14 protein-coding genes are annotated in these 18,687 nt (G+C 44.5%); 3 read left to right on the top strand and 11 right to left on the bottom strand.

Annotation, left to right across the window (positions count from 1 at the left end):
• From rnfE to mmcA, 5 genes are read right to left on the bottom strand one after another with little or no spacing between them, the layout of a single operon-like run.
• On the bottom strand, positions 1-618 hold the full coding sequence (rnfE, locus tag MA_RS03480; RefSeq protein WP_048064940.1) for an Rnf electron transport complex subunit RnfE: 618 nt from the start codon (positions 616-618) through the stop codon (positions 1-3).
• Between the two features lies 1 nt (position 619).
• Positions 620-1,186: an Rnf electron transport complex subunit RnfG gene (gene rnfG / locus MA_RS03475; RefSeq protein WP_011020708.1), complete on the bottom strand. Its 567-nt coding sequence runs from the start codon at positions 1,184-1,186 to the stop codon at positions 620-622.
• Positions 1,179-2,045: an Rnf electron transport complex subunit RnfD gene (rnfD, locus tag MA_RS03470; RefSeq protein WP_011020707.1), complete on the bottom strand. Its 867-nt coding sequence runs from the start codon at positions 2,043-2,045 to the stop codon at positions 1,179-1,181. The genes rnfG and rnfD overlap by 8 nt, the downstream gene beginning before the upstream one ends.
• On the bottom strand, positions 2,042-3,358 hold the full coding sequence (rnfC, locus tag MA_RS03465; protein WP_157860093.1) for an Rnf electron transport complex subunit RnfC: 1,317 nt from the start codon (positions 3,356-3,358) through the stop codon (positions 2,042-2,044). Before rnfC ends, rnfD begins: the two co-directional genes overlap by 4 nt.
• Before the next feature lie 4 nt (positions 3,359-3,362).
• Positions 3,363-4,856: a methanogenesis multiheme c-type cytochrome gene (gene mmcA / locus MA_RS03460; RefSeq protein WP_048064939.1), complete on the bottom strand. Its 1,494-nt coding sequence runs from the start codon at positions 4,854-4,856 to the stop codon at positions 3,363-3,365.
• Positions 4,857-6,055: 1,199 nt separating this feature from the next.
• On the opposite strand from mmcA, the gene MA_RS03455 reads away from it, so the two are divergent.
• A complete protein-coding gene (locus tag MA_RS03455; protein ID WP_011020704.1) occupies positions 6,056-7,075 on the top strand; it encodes an FAD:protein FMN transferase in 1,020 nt (339 codons plus the stop codon).
• Between the two features lie 201 nt (positions 7,076-7,276).
• On the opposite strand, the gene thpR is transcribed toward MA_RS03455, so the two are convergent.
• Positions 7,277-7,822 carry an RNA 2',3'-cyclic phosphodiesterase gene (thpR, locus tag MA_RS03450; RefSeq protein ID WP_048066123.1) on the bottom strand — a complete coding sequence of 182 codons (546 nt, stop codon included), beginning with the start codon at positions 7,820-7,822 and terminating at the stop codon, positions 7,277-7,279.
• Between the two features lie 427 nt (positions 7,823-8,249).
• On the opposite strand from thpR, the gene MA_RS03445 reads away from it, so the two are divergent.
• Both MA_RS03445 and MA_RS03440 read left to right on the top strand, forming a co-directional pair.
• Entirely contained in the window at positions 8,250-9,125 is an 876-nt protein-coding gene (locus MA_RS03445) for a DNA integrity scanning protein DisA nucleotide-binding domain protein (protein WP_048064938.1), read from the top strand.
• 147 nt (positions 9,126-9,272) lie between these two features.
• Positions 9,273-9,992, top strand: coding sequence for a DUF1614 domain-containing protein (locus tag MA_RS03440; RefSeq protein ID WP_048064937.1), 720 nt, complete (start codon positions 9,273-9,275; stop codon positions 9,990-9,992).
• Between the two features lie 345 nt (positions 9,993-10,337).
• Here MA_RS03440 and MA_RS03435 read toward each other — a convergent pair whose 3' ends face one another.
• The 5 genes from MA_RS03435 to MA_RS03415 form a co-directional block, all read right to left on the bottom strand.
• The gene (locus tag MA_RS03435; protein WP_226990741.1) at positions 10,338-12,527 is read right to left on the bottom strand and encodes an S-layer protein domain-containing protein; all 2,190 of its coding nucleotides are present in this window, start codon (positions 12,525-12,527) and stop codon (positions 10,338-10,340) included.
• 348 nt (positions 12,528-12,875) lie between these two features.
• On the bottom strand, positions 12,876-13,928 hold the full coding sequence (locus MA_RS03430) for an mRNA surveillance protein pelota (protein WP_011020699.1): 1,053 nt from the start codon (positions 13,926-13,928) through the stop codon (positions 12,876-12,878).
• Positions 13,925-16,291, bottom strand: a complete 2,367-nt coding sequence (gene rqcH, locus MA_RS03425; protein WP_011020698.1) for a ribosome rescue protein RqcH — start codon at positions 16,289-16,291, stop codon at positions 13,925-13,927. Before rqcH ends, MA_RS03430 begins: the two co-directional genes overlap by 4 nt.
• Before the next feature lie 354 nt (positions 16,292-16,645).
• On the bottom strand, positions 16,646-17,341 hold the full coding sequence (locus tag MA_RS03420; RefSeq protein WP_011020697.1) for a hypothetical protein: 696 nt from the start codon (positions 17,339-17,341) through the stop codon (positions 16,646-16,648).
• A gap of 255 nt (positions 17,342-17,596) precedes the next feature.
• The gene (locus tag MA_RS03415) at positions 17,597-18,520 is read right to left on the bottom strand and encodes a formylglycine-generating enzyme family protein (RefSeq protein WP_011020696.1); all 924 of its coding nucleotides are present in this window, start codon (positions 18,518-18,520) and stop codon (positions 17,597-17,599) included.
• Positions 18,521-18,687 lie beyond the last annotated feature (167 nt).

The following is an 18,687-nucleotide window of genomic DNA, read 5'->3' as shown; positions in this document are numbered from 1 at the left end:
TTAACCACCCTTTGCAGCTTTCTGCTGCCTGCGATAGTTCACAATGGTCATCAACACTGCAATTGTGAGGAAGGCACCCGGAGACATGGTCATGAACATTGCAGGGTTTATTACACCACTCAGGTTGATGAGAGTCATTCCGAACGGATCAATTATGCCGGTCCCCAGCAGTTCTCTGATTCCTCCGATGAGGATTAACACGAGCAGAAAACCCGTACCCTCACCAAGAGCATCGATAATCGAATAAAAGACCCCATTCTTCAGGGCGTAGGCCTCAGCCCTTCCAATAACAATACAATTGACCACGATCAAAGGAATGAACACGCCGAGAGATGTGTACAGGTCAGGTGTAAATGCTTCCATCACCATGTCAACGATCGTAACGAAAGTTGCAATGACAATAATTTCAACGGGAAGCCTGACTGTTCCCGGAATTCCTTTTCGGATCGCAGAAACCATCATGTTCGAACCTACCAACACGAACAGTGTACCCATGGCCATACCGATCCCGTTTTCCACGGATGTTGTGACTGCTAGAGTCGGACAGAGCCCGAGCACAAGCCCAAAGGTAGGGTTGTCTTTAGTAATTCCGCGTATAAATTCACTTATAGGATTCATATCAGCCCTCCTGTGCGGATACATAATCAACTGCACTATGCAGCGCATCTACCACTGCCTGTGAAGAGATCGTAGCTCCGGAAATGGCATCAACTTGACCACCGTTTTTGGTTAAACTCGTATCGGCCACCGGAAGATCCACAAACTGTCCCTGGAATTCAGGGGTGGTAATAAGGGCTCCTAAACCAGGAGTTTCGGAATGTTTCATAACCTGAAACCCTGTGATCGTACTGAAATCCGAGGAAATTCCCGCAAGCAATTGGATCATGCCCTGGGCTCCTACCTGGTTCCGTTCGACCACATAGCCTACAACATTTCCTGAAGAATCAACTCCCTTGTAGTACAGCACAACAGGATTTCCATCATCATCTACCTCAGACCCGGTAACTGGTTCGAAATCGGCAGCCTGCGGAAGGATTTCCTTCATGGCTTCTTTCTGCTGCTCTGCCTGTAAAAGTTTCAGCTGGGCCTGGGTAGGAGTATAGGTGAGCGCAAGCAAAGCTGCAGCAACAGCAGAAATTACCACCATTGTTACAATAACTTTCGTTATTTCCTTACTATCACTCATTCGCTACACCTCCCATGGGTTTTGGAAGAGTCTTAAGTTCAATGAATGGAGCTACCGCGTTTGACAGAAGCAGGGCATAAAGGGTACCCCATACATAGTTTCCTGAGAAATACCCATAAATCACGGTAAGAAACCCACAAAGGATTCCGTACACAATTCTTCCATTCTGGGTTACCGGACTTGTAACGGTTTCCGTGGCAATGAAGAACACTCCAAGAAGGAAAGTCCCCGAAACCACATAAGCTAGGGGGTCTCCAAGCACTAAAGCCAGGATAACCGTTGTCAAGAGATATGATAGCGGGATCCTCCACTCAATATATTTCACAAGTATGAGTATAACTCCTGCAAGAAGCACAAGGATCGGAGAAACATCTGTAAGGAATCCGGCTCCATTCTCCAGGATCAGGTCCGAAAAGCTGCTTAAAATCGGGATAGTTCCCGGAAGCATGTCCTGAGCCCAGGCAAGGCTTAAGAAAACCCAGGCTGCAAGTGAGGGATGAAAAGTATAAGACCCGATTCCTCCAAATGCATGCTTCCCAACTCCTACAGCAAACGCCCCTCCTATAAAAATCATCCAGGCAGGAAGTGTAGGCGGACAAATGAGAGCAAGCAAGAGCCCGAGATAGATGGCATTTCCATCCATTATTGTAAGCTTCTTATTGAACGCCTTTTGGATTACAAACTCGATACCCACTGCCCCTAAAATTGAAGCAATTATGTTCCCTAGAGCAGCAAATCCAAAGAAATAAACAGCTGCTGCACTGATGGGTAACAGGGCAACAATCCTACTCCATATGAGATTTTTGATGAAAATTTTCTTTTTTATATGAGGAGGGGGAGATACCGTAAAGGATGTCATTCCGTCGCCTCCACTGTTTCGTTCTTTTGATTCATAATCTGAAGCTTTGAATAGCGTATGAGCTGCACAAGATGTCTCTTAGCAGGACAGACTACAGCACATTCTCCGCATTCGATACAATTTAAAGCAAAATACTCTCTGCACCTATCAAACATGCCCATGTCAGCCATAGCGGCAATTCTCCCAGGCAGCAGGTTCATGGGACAGACATCCACGCAACGTGCACAGTGGATGCAAACAGTTGCTTCGTCCCTCAGGACTTCAGCTTCTGTCTGGACGACAATTCCGACGGTATTCTTAACCACAGGCGCCTCGTCCGTATACACGGCTACTCCACCCATGGATCCATTAACAATAACCTTGCCGGGTTCGCCTTTATACCCTCCGCAGGCCTCGATTACGTCCTTAATCGGAGTCCCGAACTTGACAATTACAGTCTTCGGGTTATTAACCGCCCCTGTAACTGTTACTGCACTTTCGAGATAGGGTTTTCCCTCGTTGATTGCATCGTATACTGCTTTGGCAGATTTTACCCCGCATACTACTACATGCACGTCTGGAGGCTCGTATCCTAGAGGAAGTTTTCTACCCATTACATTGGCTGAAAGCAGGTTCATCATCGTAGGAGTGTATGTGATCTTTCCTGCGGCAACAACTATGATCTGATCCTCTACATCCTCAAGGTAGTAGTCAGCATGCCTCATTCCAACGATAGGAGCAACAGTAAGCGGTTTACCATCAACCTTTGCATTCTTGAAGGCTTTAATGGATTCCTTATCATCTGCCCTTAAAACAATTACCCCTCGTGAAATCCCGCTTGCCTCAAGCATAAGCTTGAACCCTTCAAGGACTTTGTCAAGAGAACTCAGATAAGCATGGGTAATAAGAGGAAAAGTTGCATTCATAAGCAAAGTATCGATCCTCTTACCAGGCTTAAGAGCAAGGTATGTGGGCTTTTCATAATACTCTACAATTCCCGCTTCCTTGATAATCTCAATTAACCTTGAAGGGGGTGCATCCTTTTCAGGCACGAAATCAACCGTTTGTGCACACTCCGAAGGGGTGAGCACAACACTGAGGATTCTCTTTCCGCTGGGGTTTGGCATTAGTTCAATTGAATTAACAGTCCCGCAGAAAGGGGAATGGACATAAGCGAGGTCACTGCCCTCACATTCCCCCAGCTTCTGGCCGACGATAACTTCTGCGCCTTTCTTAACCAGAGGAGCACAAGCAATTCCATCGTGCTGCCTCATGGGTATAATTGCCTTTTCAGGCAGTTTGTCAATTTTAATAACGTCACTCAGGTTTGCCACCTCCTTAGAGTGCAGGCTCCGTTTCAACTTCTACAGGTCTTGGCTTATCGTAAGTTACAGCAATACTCTTCACGGCCGAAGACTCTCCTCCGGGATCCTGCTCATAACCGAGGGCTGCCCAGTCAATCACGGCTTCATTCCCGTGACAGTCCTTGCAGGTGTACGGATCAGCAAGTCCAATATCACTACTCACAATACTGTGAGCAACCTGGTAGTAGAGCTCCACGGTTCTCAACACCGCATTCGGGTAGTCGGCCTCTCCGTCTCCGTCAGCATCATAAGCCTGCATTTCTTCCACTGTGACTTCGCCGTCCCCGTTGGCATCTGCTGCCTTTACATACTGTACCGGGATCGGGTCGCCGGTGGAGATGCTGGTGTTCGGGTTTGCGAGAACTTCAGGATCGGTGCCTGCATCCCACCAGGTTCCGGTAATGTTGTTGAACGGAGTGACCTTCACATCTGTGTCATTCCTTGTATCCACACTTGGAAGGACATCTCCGAAGTTCCCATTATACCAGGCAAGTGCAGGCTGGAAGTCCGAATCCCGGTAAACGTCTTCGCGTTCTCCATTCTGCCAGCTGAAAGACTCAAGCACATTGCCGCCCGGCAGATCTCCTCCAGGAAGCTCAGGGGTGTGGCAGGCTTCACAGGCAAGGAATTCCATGTGAGAGTCAGCAAACGGACCGTGAGAGATTCCTGCATGGCACTCGGCATCGTCACAGCTGCGCATGGTATCATCATAGTGGCTATCCGGAAGATCCGGGGTACCAGAGGTGTTTCCACGTCCGATCTGGTGATCGGAGGTTATGATGAACGCTTCAGTATGGTGACATTCCGTACATTCAACACCGTTTGCTGCATGGGCGTCAGACTCCTCAAAGTCCTCTTCATCAGCCCACATAACGGCACTCGTTTCCACATCGATTCTGTGACATCTCTGGGCACAGGATATTGGAGCCCCGTTTACAGCATCATGGAAAACGATCAGCAGAGGGTAGGGAGTAAGGACGTTAGCAGTGTAGACAAAAAGGTGCAGAGGATCACTCTGTGCGGTAGCACTGAAATTCGCCACCGCTAAACTATTCGCATTTGCAAAATCCCCATTTGCAATAGCTTCGGCACGTGCATCAAAGTCATAGAGCCCGTACTTCTCATGGCACATCATGCAGTCAATGTCTATACCATATTTTGCAAGCGGACCTCCGCCGGGATGATACATCCCGAATTTTTTGACCCATTCCTCTTCTCCGGATGTTTCAAGATCAAAATTTGTGAGGGGAGACCATCTACTCATATTTACCTGTACATGATAAGAATTATTGACGTTTTCGTAGACACCGAAGTGACAGCCTCCGCAGACCGAATCGGACCATTCTCCTTTGGTCATATAGTGGGATGCGATTGCATCATTCCCTGAATACCCAAGAGAAGAATAGGCACCAGCAGCCAGTAGAAGCAGCACAGCGACTCCCGACACCAACAGATTTAACCTATTCATAATGACCACATTCTCTTTTTTTGTTCACGTTGTTATGTTATGCTTGGAAAGAAACAAAGTTCAAATTTCAACAACTTGAAGCTTATATTGAGTAATGAATGAGATTGAAAGACATTTACGGCTGGATCGTACACGGCCAGTGGGTGTACACTGCCGTTCCTTCCAGACCTCCAGTGGCATAACCCAGAGACCGAAAGGAAATCAATTAACGGAAAACTGAAGCGAGAAGGAACTGGCATGAACGACTAGCCTAGCTCTTTTTAGCATCATTGGTTTTCCTGAAGGTTTTTTTGATCACCGGCTTTTTCCTTTCCTTGCTTTAGATAGCCATTTTACTCCGAAAAACAAAGCTAAATTCCACTTCAACGAAAAATGTTTGCGTGAGGTAATACTTATTTCTTTCGAAATAAGTTTTAGGGAATTGTACAGACTTTTATAATGTAATTAAAATATATACTTAATATATATCATATTGCGTATATTAGTTAAATATATAAAATATCCAAAATATAAGTAAAAACTTACACTTTTTTTATATATATAGTTATCTGAAAAGAATATACATGATTATACATTAAAATCATGAAGCGTACCTGCATAGTCAACCGGAAGAAAAAACTTTATTTAGCCTTCAAGGATGAGAAAAATCTCGAAAAATAAGAATAACTAGAGAAATATATAAATTATATTAAATTTAAAAAAGTAATCAATAATTGATCATTCATTAACCATTAATCATGAATCTACCAGTAGATCAGAAAGAAAAAACATAGGATGTATTGGACCAAACAGGGGACGGATGTAATAATGAAAAAGCTAACTAAAGAGCATGACAAGCTTTTATCGATAGAAGCAGGGAACGAAGAAAAAACAAAAAAAATGGGATAAGAAAAAAGAAGTAAAAAGTAAATGAAAACCGCGAGAAATAAAAACAGAGTAAGAAACTAAAACAAAACTTCATTTTCAAAATAAAATTTTATTTTCTATTCATTCCACCTAAAATCCCATCCACTTTAAATCCCATTCGCTTTAAATCCATTCACTTTAAATCCCATTCACTTTAAATCCATTCACTTTAAATCCCATTCATTTAAAATCCCATTTATTTTTCACCTTGTTTTTATACTTTTGGAAAAGACCCGGATAAAGTAACGAAACAAACCCAAAATTAAAAAACTAGCAGGAAAAATTGATAGATCATGGACTTAAAATACAAAACACCACTTGCATTTCTACTTGTCATATCGATATTAGCATCGGGTTGTGTACAGTCTGAACCCCAAGAAGAGAAGGAACTTCAGGAGTTTCAACAGACAAAAAACATTATGGACACTACGGTTACGGTAGCTGTCTACGCTCCGAATGAAAGCGAAGCTTCAAAGGCAACAGATGATGCCTTCAGTGAAATATACCGAATCGACGCCCTTATGAGCCCTTCAAAAGAGGACAGTCAGCTCACTATCCTGAACACCGTAGGAGAAGTTGAAAATGCTGACCCTGATTTTATTTACGTGCTGGAGCAGTCGAAGTACTATTCGGAAAAAAGTGGAGGAGCCTTTGATATCACCATCCAGCCCGTACTTGATCTCTGGAAGAGTAAATTCCTCCCGGGAGGCTCGCAGGAACCCCCGACTGCAGACGAACTGAATGAGACCCTCAAACTCGTAAACTACTCGAAAATAAGCATAGAAAACGGGACTGTAAGCCTGGAACCCGGGATGAAGATAGCCTTGGGAGGTATCGCAAAAGGCTACGCCGTTGATAAAGCAATAGAGGCTTTGGAAGAAGACGGGATTGAGAATGCCTTCGTAAACGCGGGAGGAGACGGAAAATATATAGGCCAGAAGTCAGACGGCACACCCTGGGTGGTAGGCCTTCAGAACCCTGACAGAAGCGGCCAATATGTCACTGCAATTGAAGCCCGGGATATTGCAGTCGCAACAAGCGGGAACTACGAACGTTACTTCAATGAGTCGGCTAAAGTATCTCACATCTCGGACCCGAGAACAGGATATCCATCAGAAGGCATTATTAGCAGTACCGTAATTGCCGGAAATGCTATAGATGCCGACTCTTTTGCAACTGCAATCTTTGTGCTGGGAGAAGAAGAAGGGCTTGAGATGATAGAAAATCTCGAAGGGGTCGAATGCCTTATAATAACCGAAGACCGCAGGCTTGTGTATTCGAGCGGATTCAAAGAATATGAAACAGAAGATTAAGCTGAGATCAAATCAGTGTGTTGTTAATAAACACAGATTAATAGACAAATGTGATACAAAAATAAGTACAAGTCAGATACACGGATCGGTACAGATACATAAATAAAATACGAAAAAAGGAAATAAGATACATAGAGAATTTAGATACATAAAAAGAAATGGTCAGGGTTAAAGGACTGATGCGGCTGTGCAGGCAGCCTGTCAGTCCAGATATACCGTATGCAGGGTCTCATAAATGGGACCGTCGGGGGTTAGGGTGCTTTTTTTCAGAAGCACTTTATTTACCCTCATGCTTCCAATTTTTGTATCTTTTAATTCATTCAGGACACCTGCAAAAGCATTTTTTTGGTCTTTATTCAGGACTTTTACCCTGGCAAGGGTAGCATGGGCAGTAAATGCCCTCTCATCCTTTTTGAATTTAAAAGGCTTCAGTAAGGTTTCCACATCGTCGTGAAGGACCTCGAAGTTTCCTTTTGCCCCCAGCCACAGAACTTTAGGGTTTGAAGGCTTCGGGAAAACCCCAATGCCTTCAATTTTTGCATCAAAAGGCTCACAAAGAAGAGAATCAAGAGCTGCTGAAAGGGATTTTACCTTTGATTCCTCGATATCCCCGAGAAATTTCAGGGTTATGTGAACGATTTCCGGGTCAACGAACTTCAGGTTAAAATCGGAAAATTTCTCCTGGATCTGGCGGATTTCCTCCCTGAAACTCGGGTCCAGTTCCACTGCTATAAATGTCCTGATCAGAGTTTTCACCAGTATGAATTAGATGAAAGAACCAGAAAAAAGTTTCTATCTCTTTGCCTCCAGAGAAAGCTAATTCAGGATACCGTTTTCCAGAAAAAATTGTAAACCTGTACGACCGGAATAGATTCAAAAAATGGTAGAGATAAGCGGCTGGGATTAAGGATAAAATAAGAGAGAAAGAGAAAAAAATGAACCAGACCCAGAACAATTATAATATATAAAATATTACACTACACAGTAAACAGACCTGTTAAGTGTGGAATTACCGCAAATGTTAACTCTGAGAACTAATGTTAACCTATGGGGATAACATTAGCTTGAAGAAACAATAATTATCTTCAAAAGCAAACAGCAAAATATAAACTAGCTCAGGACAGAGAAGCAGGACCGCAAATATAGTTGGGTCAAAATAAAAAGGGGTGGAAGAATAGACAGAGCACGTATAATTGCAGAAGCGGCAGCCCGTATTTCCCAGGAACTTGACGCTGCCGCGATTATGGTCTCAGGAGATCTGAGCTTTGAGGGGATCGAGACCGGGGGGATTCCGGTATATTATATCTCCATGCGCCCGAAAAGCATAATAGACCACCTCGTGGCAACCGGCAAAGAAGGAAAAAGTCCTGCAAAAGAGCTCAGTGACCAGCTCAACCGGGAAGCTTCGGGCAATGTAGACCACCTGCAGCATGCCGCAGCCATAGAATACGTGCTTGAAGGACCAAAAAGCGGGACAATTGTTGGGGTTGTCGAAACTCGCGGTTCCAGCTCTATCATAGTCCACAGCCTCGATGAAAACCCCCTGATAAAAGCAATGAAAGAATGCGAAGAACGAGTCCGGCCTGAAGTCATGAATGCAGTTCTGAAAATTGCTTTTGATATTGCCCTTACAGGTAGGGAAGGGAAAAAAATAGGAGCGGCGTTCATTGTGGGGGATTCCGAAGAAGTCCTGAAACGCTCCCACCAGATAATCCTTAACCCTTATGAAGGCCATGAAGAAGCCTGCAGAAATGTCCTTGACAGGAAAAACTGGGAGTCCATAAAGGAATTCGCCCAGCTTGACGGAGTTTTTGTGATCGATGAGACGGGTATTGTCCATGCAGCAGGGAGATACCTTGATGTGGACGGGAAAAATATTGAGATTGAAAAAGGACTGGGAGGGAGGCATGTCTCAGCAGCTGCCATCAGCAGGGATACGGTAGCAATTGCCGTTACAGTCTCGGAGTCAGGCGGAGTCCTGAGAGTTTACAAAGACGCGAAAGAAACCATCTGTATGGAATCCCTACAGCCTGCAACAAGATACATCTGAATCTGGAATTCAGACAAAAATATTTAACTACCTGTTTTATAGAATCTCCGGCAAAGGTCTGAAAAACCGAATGAAAACGGATATTAATTAATAAGAGTGCGAATAACTCTTAAATATGGAAAAAGCCGGAGAAAAGAGAGTGATTCCATGAGCAGACAGATCCTCTACATGCCTTTCAGTCTGAGATTCCTTTTTCTTTTACTTCTCATCATGCTCTTCGGGCTTGGATCTCTGTTTCTTGGAATTATCGTTTCCGCTTTCATGAAAATAGGATTCTCCGCAGAAGATGCCCTCTTAATCCTGCTCCTGTCCCTCCTTGGAAGCGGAATCAATATCCCACTGGCAACCCTGAAGTCTGACACCCCTGTTGTCAGGGAAAATTATGTAAAGGTTTTCGGGGTCTCCTACAGAATTCCTGTCCGGGAGATGGTCAAGAATGAAACCTTACTTGCAATCAATGTAGGAGGAGCAGTTATACCTGTCCTGATTTCCGCCTATCTTCTAACCAAATTTTCATCTGCCATCTATCTTGCAGGAGCCGGTGTAGCAATTGTTGCAGCCGTAACCCATTCCGTAGCAAAGCCAATTCGGGGGATAGGCATTGCAACTCCGGCTCTGGTCCCTCCCCTGACAGCTGCCCTTACCGCAATCCTGCTTACTTCATTGATCCAGATCTCCGGCTGCCCTGTCGAACCCTGCCGCGTGATCATTGCCTACACGGGAGGAGTGCTCGGGACCCTTATAGGAGCCGACCTGCTTAATCTCGGAAAAATCAAAAACCTCGGAGCTCCGATTGCAAGCATTGGAGGAGCAGGCACCTTTGATGGAATTTTCTTAAGCGGTTTTATTGCCCTTCTCCTGATCTGAAAAAGACAACTCCCTATTAACCGTTAGATCTATTCCAGACCCGAAGCTGAATTTTCATATTTTTCTTCCTGTGCCACACAGGATATAGGTCAGCCTGCATGGAACGAAAAAAAATAACCTGTAAACCGGTTCTGCGATTAAGAGGATAACTACTAAAAAAATGAACCCGGAGCTTGAAGAATAATTTCCTTCGGAACGGCATAAGATAGCAAATATGGTTGTACGAGCCATTAAGGAAGTGCAACTATAAAAAAAACATTAGAGATATTCTCTCAGAAAATAAACCCCTAAGAGATAATTTTCTGAGAGAATAATTCTCTCATTATTCTTCACTTAAAAAACAAATTAACTCTTCTTCCTGAGAGCCACGCATATTATAACCCCAAGAACCCCGGAAATTATTCCAAAACCGGGAAGTTTAGAGGTTTCCTCTGCGGCTTCTTCAGGGTGACTGCTGTTATCCTCATCCGCTATATCGGAAGAAGCTGCTCTGTAATCAGAGGAGACATCAGATCCCTTTGAATCCGAGGTCATGTTGAGATTTTCTGTAGAATTCTCTGCGGATACAGAGGCATCTTCAGCTTCAATAACCATATCCGTTGCAGGATGAATAACGTAGCCGTTAGGAGAGGTACTGCCCTTTCCTTCATCTGAAGTCGTGAAATACCAGGAATCCGTAAAGTAATTCTTTACATCCTTATCGAGATTCAGGGTAATCGAATCAGTATTTTTGAGAACAAGTTCATCTTTTGAAGCTTCTTTTACCTCAAAACCCTGGTATTCATCTCCGTTTTCAATAATCAGGATGTTATCTTTGTCGATTAACCAGGTATACTTGAAGACTGCAAAGGAATCGGTAGCACTCACAAAAACGGAGTCAACGTAGGTGATGAAATAGAGCTGGTCGTTTCTGTCTCCACAATCTGCCTTTGCAGTAAAGGTCTGACTTTCAACAGTCCCGTCTGCATTAATAATCCCGGACTCAAGTTCCTCACCGTCTTTAGATAAGGAGAACCAGACCTTGTTGCCTTCGACATCAACCTGGTTTACGGAAAGAGAGTAACCTTTCCCGAAGTCCCAGACATCTCCGGCCTTAAGTATTTTTTTATCACTTCCGGACTGGTCGATTACGATGCTTGCAAGCTGGGTAGCATCGTTTTCAACAGTAACATACGGTTTGCCAAACCAGGGAAGCTTGTAGTAAACCATACCTCCGAGTTCTGAAGGCGTTGTATTAGCATCAAGTCCAAGCTCGGAAACAACCTTGTATTTGTTGGGGAACGGTCTTGTAGAATACACAAGCTCATCTTCACCAATAACATGGTTTCCGGGGTTGCTTTTTCCGAGTTCGTACTGGCCGTCGGTTTCGATGTACTGGAGATGTTCTCCAAACCAGTTTTCAGAGGCAACAAGATCCTTATGTTTGTTTATAGAATAATAAAGGCCTCCAAAAGTACTTGAATCCCAGCAAAACTCATCCGAGGAAGTTGTATTGGTGTCAAAAGGCATACCTCTCAGAGTGTAAGTTCCGGGCTTGCTTAGTTCTTTTACAGGACAAATAACATAGCCATTAGGAGAAGTACTACCCTTTCCTTCATCTGAAGTCATGAAATACCAGGAATCGGTAAAGTAATTCTTTACATCCTTATCGAGATTCAGGGTAATCGAATCGGTATTTTTGAGAACAAGCTCATCTTCGGAAGCTTCCTTTACCTCAAAGCCCTGGTATTCATCCCCTTCTTTAATAATAAGGATGTCATCTTTGTCAATAAGCCAGGTATATTTGAAGACGGCAAAGGAATCGGTAGCACTCACAAAAACGGAATCAACATAGGTTATGAAATAAAGCTGGTCGCTTCCGTCTCCAAAGTCTGCTTTTGCAGTAAAGGTCTGACTTTCAACAGTCCCGTCTGAATTAATAATCCCGGACTCAAGTTCCTCACCGTCTTTAGATAAGGAGAACCAGACCTTGTTGCCTTCGACATCAACCTGGTTCACGGTCAGCGAATAGTTTTTCCCGAGATCCCAGACATCCCCGGCTTTAAGTATTTTTTTATCGCTTCCGTCCTGGTCGATTACGATGTTTGCAAGCTGGGTAGCATCGTTTTCAACAGTAACATACGGTTTGCCAAACCAGGGAAGCTTGTAGTAAACCATCCCTCCGAGTTCTGAAGGCGTTGTATTAGCATCAAGTCCAAGCTCGGAAACAACCTTGTATTTATTGGGGAACGGCCTTGTAGAATACACAAGTTCCTCTTCACCAATAACATGGTTTCCGGGATTGCTTTTTCCGAGTTCGTACTGGCCATCGGCTTCGATGTACTGGAGATGTTCTCCAAACCAGTTTTCAGAGGCCACAAGATCCTTATGTTTGTTTACAGAATAGTAAAGACCTCCAAAAGTGGTTGAATCCCAGCAAAACTCATCCGAGGAAGTTGCATTGGTGTCAAAAGGCTTCCCGTTGATATCCGTAGCCGCAAGACCTAAAGGCGGGAGCAACAAACAGATTGCAAATGCAACAAAAAGTGAAGACAAAGTTTTTTTGATACCTGAATACATAAACATCATCACTTATCTTTTTTAAATATTACAAATTGAGCCACACACTACTGGAAAGTAAAAGCAAACAGTGCTATAAATTAAACTGAAAGTAACAACAAATAAAGCTGAATAGTTAATAAGTTTTACGAATTTGAACTAAGGAGAAGTAAAATAATACAAAATAAAGCATAATAAATAGAAAATGGAATTAATCGCTTAAAAATTTCATAAATTTGAAAAATAAAAATCACAGAAAAAAATTAAAACGAAAAGAAGGAACAAAAAAAATTATACAAAGAATATGAAAAGTAAAAGAGCTGAGATTAAAAGTTCAGTATCAATTCAACCTGTTACTTTGAAGCGGAGAAGTGCCGCAACTCCCCCCAGTTTGTGAAGCTTTTCCCCGGGTTCAAAGGCTGTGCTGAATACAACAACCTTCCCCTGTGCCTGCTCAACCTCCATCAGAACTTTGTCTATGTCTTCCCCTTTCTCCCGTCCTTCCCGCAGGGTTTCGTCAGCAATGAGCAGGGTTTCGACAGCCCCGTATTTGAGGGCATTTTTGACGTCCGCAAAACCGTAAGCTGCCTTCCCATCCATTGAGATTTCCCTGAGGAGGTCTTCCATGAGAGAGGACTCCCGGGCTATACGAGACTCCTGCATGATCCGGTCCACAGCTCCCCTGCGGAGCACTTCCTGAAAACCGGACATCCCTATCATGGAGGTGTCTTCGGTAAGCGCCTTTGAAGCCATCTCAGGCTCGGTTTCATGGAAATATTTCAGGAAATCTTCTTTGGTAAAGCCGGGGCCTGCAATCACTATAGAAGCATCCTCGGGAACCGCATGCCTGAGCTGGTCAACAATTTCCCTGAAAAATTCACTCCTGAGCCCGTTTTCTCGCTTCCCGGACGACTGCCGGATATGGGAGTAGACCTCAATTCCGTAGTGGCGCACAAAACCGATATCTGCGTCCCCTTCCTCAACTGCCACAATCACAACTTTAGGACGTTTCCCGGCCTCTTCGGCATCCTGGATTCGCTGTAGCTGGTCATTTTTCCAGCGCTCCTTGATTATGGAAATGTTGGTCCCGATTTCGACATTAAGGGTATGATAGGAGCCGACGTCCATCCCGTGCTCTATAGGGCCGTGGATTCGCAGTCTGTTTGCGAATTTATGGAACTCCATTTCCTCGACCCTGATTCCGAGCCTGACCTTTACTTTTTCCACTTTTTCCGGGCGGAGTTTGTCGCTTGCGGAATCGGCTTTTCTTTTGGTGAGGGCAAAGACCAGATCCCCTTTTTCAATTATGTATTTCAGGTGCCAGAGGTCATCCAGGGTCTCAGCTGTTATGGCAATTTCCCCTTCCCGACCTCTCAGAGAACGGTTAGTGACCCTCATACCTTTTTCACTCCATGAATTTCAATTTCCGTTTCAATTTCCTCTCTGGCTCCCTTTTCAATTTTCACGTCTTCCTCCTCTCCTACTTCCATTTCAATTTCTGTTTCTTCCCCCTCGCCGACTTCATCTCCAGCCTCTTCTTCGAATTCCTCGCCGGCTTCGTCCCCGAACTCCGTTTCAGCCTCTTCTCCACCGCCTTCAAATTCGGCTCCCAGTTCGGAAATCCCGTATCCTTCTCCTTCGGACTCTGTTCCCTGGCCTTTTCGTTCGGGTTTCTGGTTCCTGAGGTCTGACTCCCCGGCAGGGATCATCATAGCAATCTGGTCAGGGGATGCAATCTGCTTTACAAAGCGCGGGTCGCCGAGCTCGTCAGCATAAGTCCTGTAGATCTTCTTCGAGATATCGTTCTGGTTGAATTTGCCCGGAACAATTTCAAGGATATAGTCCCCATGTTTCCGGACTGCAGAAGCAGGACCACCTATAACCCTAGTCTCCCCCTTCAGTTCAAGCCCGACTGCAACTCCGAGAGGGATATCCTTGAAGTAATTGCGCTCTCCACGGATAACAAATGCTCCTTTTTTCAGGTATTCTCCCGATTCCGGAGTCTTTGTAACCTGCTCGGCTTTAATCCAGTAGCAATCTCCGCTGAACTGCCCGGATTTCCAGAGGCTCGAATAAGAAACTGCAAACCGGGCAACTTCCAGAAGGGTAGACTCAGGAATCTCCTCCCCTCCGGTCTTTACGACGGTCAGAGGAGCCCCGGGAGTCTGGGTATGGAAGACGATATCCCGCTTTTCCAGGTATTTTTTGAAAATTTCTTCATTGGTGTCGGCATCCCTGCCTCCTACAACCAGGAATCCGTCCGAGGATACAAACCACCTGAACCTATCGTACCAGTGCTTTTTCCTGAAAGCCTGCAGCTTTCGCCCTGCCTTTGCGGCCTTTGATGCAGCCTTTTTCTCCATTGCCTTTTTCGTTTCCTCAATAGCTTTGAGAGCCCCGTCCCTCTTTTTGGAGAATTTCTTCACTTTCTCATAATATTCCTGAGCGTTCTGGGGCACCGTCTTCCGGATATCAAGGTTGACGTTCCTGCCGTCAAGATCAACGGTTACAGTCCCGGTTTTCTGGTCAATGTTTGTAATCTTTTGCGCCGCAGGCACGGTCTTTTTCGCCTGCTTCAGGATAGAACGGATTTCATCCCAGGAATAGCCCTTTGCCCTTGCGCCGTTGAGTACGGAAAAAAGCTCTTCGATAAGCTGGTAATTCGCATAGACGATCTCTGCAAGCGTGTTATTTTTCTCTATTTCTTTTCCGAACTTTGCAAGGCTCTCTTCCTGCTGGAGCAAGCGACGCTCGTAAACGCCCAGGGTTTTTTCCTTCTTTTCAGCCGCTTTTACTTCAGCAACCTGTTCCAGTGCCTTTTTCCCGAAGAACTCATCAAGTGCCGTATTAAAGGAATCAAAATATTCTTTTTCGAATTCGGAATAGCGAATAAGGTCAAAAGGAACCACATCGAAGGTTTCTATCTTTCCGTTGATTTCTTTTTTCACGTGCTGGGGCCTGAGTTTCGGAGCTTCCGCTTCAACTCCGGTTGCAGGCTCTGTTCCAACTCCTGCCTCCGCTTCGCCCTTCCCCTCACCTGCAGCCCTGCCTATAAAGAGTGGAGAAAAGAGGTCCTGCAACGCATCCCGGAGCCCTTCGGCATCTTCGACAGTGGCTTCTTTTGCAGGTTTAGCCTTATCAACACCTGCACGTACACAGGCTTCTTCTGCCAGAACTCCCCCGAGATTGAACCTTGTGGCAATGGTCCGGACAATATCAGCCGTCGATTTCGAAAACGCCTCCATAAGGTCCGAAACCTTAGCCTCCAACGGGCTCAACTGTGCCTCCGGAAGCTCATAAATCTCCCCGCTCCTCAACCTGCGGTCCTTGAGGGTCACGGGATTCATGGGCAAAATGATCTTGTTTTCCGAATCCACTATCAGGACATTGCCTCGCGCAAACAGTTCTACAATAAGGGTACTTCTGACTCCGGCCCTTTCAATCCCTATCTTTATGATCCTGTCGAAGTCGTGCTGCTCGACAGATATGATCCTGCCCCCCATCAGGTATTTTCGCAGAAGCATGGGAAAAGCCTGAGGAAGCGTGGGGCTTGCCCGGACGTATTTTGTCATATGGAGGCGCTTTCCTGCCTCGATAACCAGGTTGTCCCTTCCCTGGTGAAAAACGTAAAGGTTGATGCGGATCTCCTCACTTGCAGGCTGGTAGATCTTTCCGATTTTCGCATCAATAATGGACCTTGGACCCGCTGACAGTTCTGCAACAACTGCAGCAACGTCGGCACTTGACATATCCTGTTTCATGAAGTGGATATAATAGAGGATTCAGGTATAAGTGTTTTCCACCCCGAGTTTCGCTTCGGGATCACAGGAAATCAGAGATTTCCTGGGAGTTGCGATGTAATCGCAACAGCACGAGGTCCTTTTCGCTTCGCTCAAGAGTACTTATCGATGGGAAAGGATGGATGGTAATTAATTCAGTAGAAAGTCCACATTTTCGCTAGCAGGTGCAACTGGAGTAGCATGACATTTCCGGCATCATTTATGGCTTTGAAGGTGGAAGTAGTGGTTTCAGCGAAATTCACGCTGATGGAGTTGCCAGGTGAAACACTTCAAATTGGATCTTGGTAGTTTCCGTGCCATCAGAGGTGCTCCAGCTCAATATGAACTACCGTCAGAAACAACTCTTTCGGTATCCGAATACTCAGTTCTCGTTGGAGGTTCCACATTTTCGTTAACAGATACAACTGCAGTATCATCGACGCTTCCAGCATCGTTTGTGGCTGTGAGGGTATAAGTAGTAGTTTTAGTGGGGCTCATACTGATGGAATCATTAGGTGAAACACTTCCAATATTATGATCTATGGTAATTTCCGTAGCATCCGAGACGCTCCAGCTCAATGTGGCACTATCTCCAGAAACAATTTCTTCAGGATCTGCATCAAAAGATTCGATTGTCGGAAGCTCCTCATTTTCGCTAACAAATATAACCGTAGTGGCATCGACAGTTCCGGCATCGTTTGATGCTGTAAGGGTATAAGTAGTGGTTTCAACCGGGCGAACCGTTCTGGACCCTCTTAATGAAACACTTCCAATATCAGGATCTATGGTAATTTCCGTAGCATCAGAAACACTCCAGCTCAGCGTGCTACCCTGTTCGGAAGTAATTTCTTCAGGGCTTGCACCGAAAGATTCGATTGTTGGAGGAGACACACCACCATTACCATTATTGTCGAAAGCACCAAGTGTATTAAGGGCAAGCAAAATTCCGCCTATGGCAGTAATTATTGCAGCAATTCCGGTAAGAATGCCTGGCAATGTAGTCCAGAAAGATTTATTATTTTCCCCACTCATGATTTAGACCCCCAAGGAATCCCTAAATAATGAATAGTAATATTATGGATTCCATCTTTATACTATTTACCATATAAATTTCAGTATCTAAAGTATGAAGAGTATGAAGAATGAATTTTGATACTGATGAAAAATTATTGTAAAAATTTGCTTAAAGAAATATGTATTAAATGTAAAAATGAAGACATTGACATAAGATAGATTAATTTAAGAATTAGGAAAAGAGCTTCTTAAAAATAATAAAGTTTAAAGATATTACGGATCCCTCAATAGGCGAAAACCCAGATTGGCGAAATGGCTATCAGGCTCACGCCCGAAACGGCCAGCCGACCGGCAGGATTCAGCGTTGCAGTACCAGCTCCCCCCACGAGAGACCCGTAGAGATCCACCCCCATCTTCCCATGCACTTCCATCGGAAGGAGAATCTTTGTAGTTTTCGTGCCATTTATCCTGAACCCATTCCCAGACATTCCCATGCATATCGTAAAGCCCCCAAGAATTTGGCTGCTTCCGGCCAATCGGATGAGTTTTACGACCTGAGTTTTTAACGTACCATGCGTACTCGTTAAGCTTTGATTCGTCATCACCAAAGGAATACCTTGTTTGTATACCTGCCCTGCAGGCGTATTCCCACTCGGCTTCGGAAGGTGAACGGTATTTATCGGTATTTTCTGCTGCATTCAGTTTTTCAACAAATTCCTGAACATCATTCCAGGAAACCATCTCAACAGGCAGGGTGTCCCCCTTGAAGTGGGAAGGGGAATTTCCCATAATATTCTTCCATTGTTTTTGCGTGACCTGAAATTTGCCCATGTAAAAGGCGTTTTTAATTGTCACTTTATGGGCCGGAGATTCGGAATCAGATCTGCCCTGCTCTTCAGAAGGTGAACCCATATAAAATTCCCCTGGCAGGATCAGGACAAATTCCACACCTGTAGAAGAGCTGGTAAAGGTTTCAGAAGTTTTGGAATTTCCAGGCTTTGCCATAACATATGGATCTTCGACAACATGCGAATCTTCAACAACATATGAGTTTGAGACAACATGTGAGTCTGCGACAATATGTGAGTCTGCGACAATATGTGAGTCTGCGACAACATGTGAGTCTTCAATTTCTTCCCTTTTCAAATGACTTAAAACTGCATTAATGTGATTTTTAAGGCTAATTCTGCTTCCCATAAGACCTCCCCCAAAAGTCCTTATTTCGTTGCCGGTTTCGAGAGTTCATCCGAGCTATCATGACGCTAACAGGAACATGTATAGAGATATTATATATATTAATAGGAAATTCATTTCCAGGCTTCCGAAACAATTTAGTTTCATTGTATATTAGAGATCGGAAAAAG

It is taken from the genome of Methanosarcina acetivorans C2A (assembly GCF_000007345.1).
Taxonomy (GTDB): Archaea; Halobacteriota; Methanosarcinia; order Methanosarcinales; family Methanosarcinaceae; genus Methanosarcina; species Methanosarcina acetivorans.
Note: the sequence above shows the minus strand (reverse complement) of the source record. Positions and strands in the feature narration are given on the sequence as shown.